Origin of the sequence: Desulfofalx alkaliphila DSM 12257, assembly GCF_000711975.1 — a bacterium.
GTDB lineage: Bacteria > Bacillota > Desulfotomaculia > Desulfotomaculales > Desulfohalotomaculaceae > Desulfofalx > Desulfofalx alkaliphila.
Window position 1 is genome coordinate 343,538 of sequence record NZ_JONT01000001.1, and the last position, 6,400, is coordinate 349,937.

The window sequence follows — 6,400 nt, forward strand, 5'->3', positions numbered from 1 at the left end:
TATATAATAGGGTAAAATTATAACCCGTGGGCAGACTATGCCCACGGGTTTTCAATTTATTCCATTGTGGCTTTCGTCTTAAGGAAGTTCCACTTTTTTTGTGGTATTTGCTATAATTATGTGGTGGGCTTAGTTATTTATGCTAAGATTATACCAGCCATAGTCATTGTTTAGGATAAAAATGGAAGTCGCTGGATAAACTTATCTTATCCGTTTTTCACAAATATACGGTGGGGGAGATTGTTTATGGTGCCTTTGGATGAGTTAAAGCTGCGAGCCAAAAGGGCTGTTGAAAGGCTGACCGATTGTACAATTTGTGCTCAACACTGCCATGTTAACCGATTAAAGGGCGAGCTTGGTGTATGCCGGGCTGGTCGTGAGGCGGTTGTGGCCAGTTATGGCAGGCATTTGGGAGAAGAGGATGTGCTGGTGGGGCAAAACGGCTCAGGAACAATCTTTTTTTCCCATTGCAATCTCAAATGCCAGTTTTGTCAAAACTGTGAAATCAGCCAAAAGGGAGAAGGCCGGGAAGTGGATGCGGAAGAGTTGGGCCAAATTATGCTGGAACTGCAGCATATGGAATGCCATAACATAAATTTAGTTTCTCCCAGTCATTTTGTGCCCCAAATTCTTGAAGCTTTAGTAATAGCAGTGGATAAGGGGCTGAGGCTGCCCATTGTTTATAATACCGGTGGGTATGATGACTTAGACACCCTAAAATTGCTGGATGGGATTGTAGATATTTACATGCCCGATATTAAATTTGGCGATGACAAAATGGGCCAAAAATATGCAGGGGCCCCCCGGTACTTTTCAGTGGCAACCAAGGCGGTAAAGGAAATGCACCGCCAGGTTGGAGATTTGCAGGTGAACAATCGTAATATCGCCATTGGCGGGTTGTTAATTAGGCATCTGGTAATGCCGGAAGATATTGCAGGCACTGAGCAAGTGGTGCAATTTATTGCCAACGAGATATCTCCCAATTCGTATTTACACATTATGGATCAATATTACCCTGCCCACAATGCAGCTAAATTTCCGCCAATAAACAGACCTATTACCAAACGGGAACTGCGCTGGGCAATGCAAAAGGCCAAAGAAGTCGGTTTGTATAGGGCCTTTTGTTAATAATGCTTACATATTCTTACTAAGGATGGAGAAAAATGTATCGCAATCTAGAAGAATGTATTGTTGATTTGGAAAAAGCCGGCCAATTGGTTAGGGTACATGAAGAAACAGATCCCTATCTTGAGATGGCGGCCATTCACAGGAGGGTTAACGCAGCAGGGGGACCTGCGCTGTTATTTGAAAATGTAAAGGGCTCTAAATATAGAGCTGTATCTAATTTATTTGGTAATTTAGAGAGAAGTAAATATATTTTTAGGAAGACCTTGGCAGACGTTAAAAAAGTAATTGCCCTGCGCAATAATCCCATGGGCATATTAAAAAATCCCTTGGGGCTTTTCAGTACAGCATTGGCGGCTTCAAAGGCACTGCCTATGAAAAGGGCAAGAATAACCGGGTTCAAAGAAATACAGATTTCAGACCTGCCACTTATTCACCACTGGCCCGATGACGGCGGTGCATTTATTACTTTACCTCAGGTATATACAGAAGACCCGGCGAAACCCGGCATTATGAACAGTAATTTAGGAATGTACCGGGCTCAACTTAACGGTAACGATTATATATTGAATAAAGAAATTGGTCTACACTATCAAATACACCGGGGTATTGGCGTACATCATGAAAAAGCAAAAAAGATGGGTGCCCCCTTAAAGGTGAGCATATTCATTGGTGGCCCCCCTGCCCATACCTTGGCAGCGGTTATGCCATTACCTGAAGGACTAAGTGAAATGATATTTGCCGGTTTGCTTTCAGGACGCCGCTTTCGTTATTGCTATGTAGACGGCTATTGCATTTCCTTAGATGCCGATTTTGTTATAACAGGTGAAATCTATCCTAACGAAACTAAACCTGAGGGGCCCTTTGGTGACCACCTGGGGTATTACAGTTTAGTACATGATTTTCCTGTTATGAAGGTGCACAAGGTATTTGCCAAAGATGATGCCATTTGGCCGTTTACAGTTGTCGGCAGACCACCCCAAGAAGATACAGCCTTTGGCGACCTTATCCATGACTTAACCGGTGATGCCGTAAAACAAGAGATTCCCGGTGTGAAAGAAGTTCATGCGGTTGATGCAGCAGGGGTTCACCCGCTTCTGTTTGCCATCGGCAGCGAACGTTACACACCCTTTCAAAAGGTTAAACAGCCGGCTGAACTCCTTACCATTGCAAATCGAATTCTAGGCACAGGGCAGTTAAGCCTCGCTAAGTATTTGTTTATTACCGCTGAGGAGAATAAACCGCTAGATACCCGTCGGGAGGTAGAATTCTTAACATACATCCTAGAGCGAATTGACCTAAAACGTGACATTCATTTTCAAACCAACACAACCATTGATACCCTTGATTATACAGGGACAGGATTAAATACAGGCAGCAAGGTGATAATTGCCTCCTGCGGCGACCAAAAAAGGGAGCTGTGCAAAGGGATCCCTGAACAATTACAAGGTTTACGGAATTTTAAAAATCCGTGCTTGGTAATGCCCGGGGTGGTGGCCATTGAAGGGCCGGAGTTTGTAAATTACCAACAGGCCCACGATCAATTAGAAGAACTATCCTTGGCCATTGGCAGCAGAGGGGAAATGCCAACTTGTCCGATGATTATCCTTTGTGATGACAGCTCGTTTATAAGCCACTCCCTGGAAAACTTTTTATGGGCCACCTTTACCAGAAGCAATCCTTCTCACGATATTTATGGTGTCAACAGTTATTATGAAAATAAACACTGGGCCTGTGACAATATGATTATCGATGCCCGCACAAAACCACATCATGCTCCCCCGCTGGTTGCAGATCCGACAGTTGAAAAAAACATCGAACGTTTTTTTGCAAAGGGGGCCAGTCTAAGCAAGGTAAAGTTAGATTGATATGCAAGGCCGGTTTCCAGGCAATTTTAATAACCAATGAATCTTGCCCTATGGGGCGCGCCTATCCTATCGCGTCCCATAGGGGTTTTAATTATTAACCACTTTCCCTTACACCTGTTTTCCTGCCTGCCAACATCACAGGTACATATGTCACCAACAAGACCGAATATGCCAGGAGCAAACTTCTGAGATCCCATATATCCACCCAAAGACCGCCCAATAAGGGGCCTATTAGGTAACCCAGTGAAAATGCGGTGTTGTATATGCCAAAGGCCATGCCGTAACTGGCATTTTGTTTACCCTTCATCACAGCATCCGCCAACAGCGGCCCGCTGGGAGCAAAGATCATGCCATAGGTTATCCCCACCGCAGCCATCACCGGCATAGTATGCAAAATTGAAGGTGCTGCGGTTATTAACGGCATGGCAATTGCGGTGGCCATCAAGCCGGCAATAATTGGCGGAATGCGGCCAATGCGGTCAGAAAGCCAGCCGAAACTAGGTTGTGCCACTATGCTGGTGGCCGAAATTGCCCCAAACAATAGACCAATGGTTCCCGGGGTGGCGCCAAATTTTTCATTAAAGTAACCGGGTAACAACGGATCAATAAAACCAAAGCCAATGGAAGCCACAAATATTAAACCTGCACCTGTTAAAATTGCTCTATTGCTGAATACTTCTTGCAAGGTCAAACCGGTACGTTCTGTTTCTCGTTGTTCCGGTTCCTTTATCACCACCACCACAAGCATTAAAATAACCAATGACATTAAGGCCGAAACCAAAAAGGGCAGGGCATAGCCTCCCCAATCATATAAAAAACCACCGGCCACCGGTCCGATGAAAAACCCAAAGTTCATCCCTGCCATGGTTAATCCCAATTTTTCACCACGTTTTTCCGGCGGGTAAAGATCTGCTATCAATGCCGGCCCAATTGTCCAGGTTGCCGCCGCAGCTGCACCCTGTAGTAAACGGGTTAACAGCAAAGCAAGGTAGGTGGTGGAATAGGCAAAGGCAACAGTGGAAAATGACAAAGCAATCATACCTACAACCATAATGCCCTTACGCCCGTATTTATCGGACAGTATTCCTAACGGAATGGCCACCAGGAGTAGCATTGCTGAATAAATGGAAAAGATAATGCCCAGTTCAAAGGATGAAGCACCCATTTCTTCGACATATATGGGCAACACCGGTACAATGATTCCATAAATAAAAGTATCCATAAAAATAGTTAAGGCCACCACAATTAAGGTCTTGGTACGATAATCCATTACTGCCTCCGAACACAAAATAATATAAACTATTATAAGGTAACACTTAAATCGCTCTCTTGCAATATTTGCCACCGACAATCTAAAAAGTGCTATTATATTAATACAAATTAAGTAAGGTGGTGTCCTTTTGAATAAGGAAGTTTATATAGAAATTACAGGACTTACGCACCAAGGGGAAGGGATAGGAAGACTGCCGAACGGGCAGGCAGTTTTTGTGCCCGGTACAGTACCGGGTGAAAAGGTGCTTGTCAAGGTTAATCGGAGCAAAAAGAAATTTGCCAGGGCCAGCCTGGTGCAGGTTGTTGAGTCAGCAGCACAGCGTTGCCGGCCCAAGTGCAGTGGTGTGCACCATGGCTGCGGCGGGTGTGTCCTACAGCATATCGACTACCAGGCTCAACTGCACCATAAAACCCAACTGGTAACAGACAGCTTAACCCGCATTGGTAAGCTGGAGGGGGTAAAGGTACATCCCACCATAGGCATGAAACACCCCTGGCACTACCGCAACAAAGTTCATTTTCAAGTGCAGCAGGTGGATGATAAATTGGCCATAGGATATTATGAGCAGGGCAGCCATAATTTTTTACCCTTATCTTCAAATAATTGTCTGCTCTTGGACGAGAACTTGAATGATATCGCAGGCACCCTTGAGCAATTGCTAAATAAATATAACCTATCGGCCTATCACTGGTGGAAAAAACAGGGTTTAGTGCGACATCTGGTGTTGCGTAGGGCAATATACACAGGCGAAATCATGGTGGTGGTTGTCACCACCGGTGATCGCTGGGACAGCCAGGGGCAATTTGCTGAGGAATTAAGGTCCAAGCATACCAATGTAGTTTCAGTGGTGCGCACTATAAATAACTCAAGCAATAGGCTGGCAATGGGTGAAGAAAACATAGTCATGGCAGGCAAAAAAACAATCACCGAACGGTTAGGCCCGTTGGAATTCGATATATCCGCCAACTCGTTTTTTCAGGTAAACCCCCAACAGACAATGGTGTTATACCAAGAGGTATTAAAATATGCGGCCTTAACCGGACAAGAAAAGCTGCTGGATGCTTACTGCGGCATCGGCACCATAGCATTATACTTGGCCGGCAGTGCAAAAGAGGTTACAGGCATAGAAGTGGTGCCCCAAGCGGTGGCTAATGCCAGGCAAAATGCCCGGCGTAACGGAATAAATAACGTAGAATTCTTCCAAGGAGAGGTGGAAAGATTACTGCCCTTGATGAGCAGCGAAGGCTATCGTCCGGAAGTGGTGGTGCTGGACCCACCCCGCAAAGGTTGTGATAAACAAGCATTAGAAGCAGTGATACAAATGGCACCGGCCAAAATAATATACGTATCCTGTGACCCGGGCACACTGGCCAGAGACCTGGCTTACCTGGTGGAAGAGGGTAGTTATAGGGTAATAGAAGTACAGCCGGTGGACATGTTTCCCCAAACGAGGCATGTTGAGACCATTTGCTTGATGTCTAGAAAATAAAGTCCGGAAAGCCTTGAAGATACTAGGTTTTATAAAATGAAAGTAAATCTGTCTACTCGACCTAAGCCCTCGATATGTGTATGTGGGAACATATCGAGGGTGTTTTTTTGGGCAAAAATTGAGCTAGAATATGGGTAGGGTTGAGTGGACAGGTTAGATATATCTATAGGGTTGAGGAGACAGGATAGATGTAAATAATTCAATTGATTATAGACTTTGCTATATAGACAATGCTATAATATTAATATAGGAGCGTGATAAAATGATAATTTCTGAAACGATTAAGGCTATAAGAAATGAGCTCAAGATGACTCAAACAGATTTTGCTGAAGCAGTGCATGTTAGCTTTTCAACAGTTAATAGATGGGAAAATAATAAAGTTGTACCTAATAGAATGGCGCGTGCTCTAATTATAGATTTTTGTGAAAAGAATGGTGTAAGTGAATTACTTATAAAAGCGTTAAAAGAATATAAATAGATGGATGGTGACAACATGGAAAAATCAATTTTAGAGAGGTTTGGTTTTAAATATAATAAAAGGAGCGTCCATACAGGTCGGACTATAATGTTGGAAGAGTTATCAAATCTCCTTGAAGCTGTTCCAGATGCGATTGTATATGATGATTATATTAAAGCTATTATAGA

5 protein-coding genes are annotated in these 6,400 nt (G+C 43.9%); 4 read left to right on the forward strand and 1 reads right to left on the reverse strand.

From position 1 onward, the window contains the following. The first annotated feature begins 246 nt into the window (after positions 1-246). Both BR02_RS0101740 and BR02_RS0101745 read left to right on the forward strand, forming a co-directional pair. Positions 247-1,128 carry a radical SAM protein gene (locus BR02_RS0101740; RefSeq protein WP_034638625.1) on the forward strand — a complete coding sequence of 294 codons (882 nt, stop codon included), beginning with the start codon at positions 247-249 and terminating at the stop codon, positions 1,126-1,128. Positions 1,129-1,163: 35 nt separating this feature from the next. After that, positions 1,164-2,993, forward strand: a complete 1,830-nt coding sequence (locus BR02_RS0101745; RefSeq protein WP_031513604.1) for a UbiD family decarboxylase — start codon at positions 1,164-1,166, stop codon at positions 2,991-2,993. 94 nt (positions 2,994-3,087) lie between these two features. Here BR02_RS0101745 and BR02_RS0101750 read toward each other — a convergent pair whose 3' ends face one another. Then, the gene (locus BR02_RS0101750; RefSeq protein ID WP_031513606.1) at positions 3,088-4,263 is read right to left on the reverse strand and encodes an MFS transporter; all 1,176 of its coding nucleotides are present in this window, start codon (positions 4,261-4,263) and stop codon (positions 3,088-3,090) included. A gap of 130 nt (positions 4,264-4,393) precedes the next feature. Here BR02_RS0101750 and rlmD point away from each other — a divergent pair, with 130 nt between their 5' ends. Next, positions 4,394-5,755 (forward strand): 23S rRNA (uracil(1939)-C(5))-methyltransferase RlmD, encoded by a 1,362-nt coding sequence (gene rlmD / locus BR02_RS0101755; RefSeq protein ID WP_031513608.1) that lies wholly within the window; start codon positions 4,394-4,396, stop codon positions 5,753-5,755. A gap of 262 nt (positions 5,756-6,017) precedes the next feature. Continuing rightward, the gene (locus tag BR02_RS0101760) at positions 6,018-6,233 is read left to right on the forward strand and encodes a helix-turn-helix domain-containing protein (protein WP_031513610.1); all 216 of its coding nucleotides are present in this window, start codon (positions 6,018-6,020) and stop codon (positions 6,231-6,233) included. The last annotated feature ends 167 nt before the right edge of the window (positions 6,234-6,400 follow it).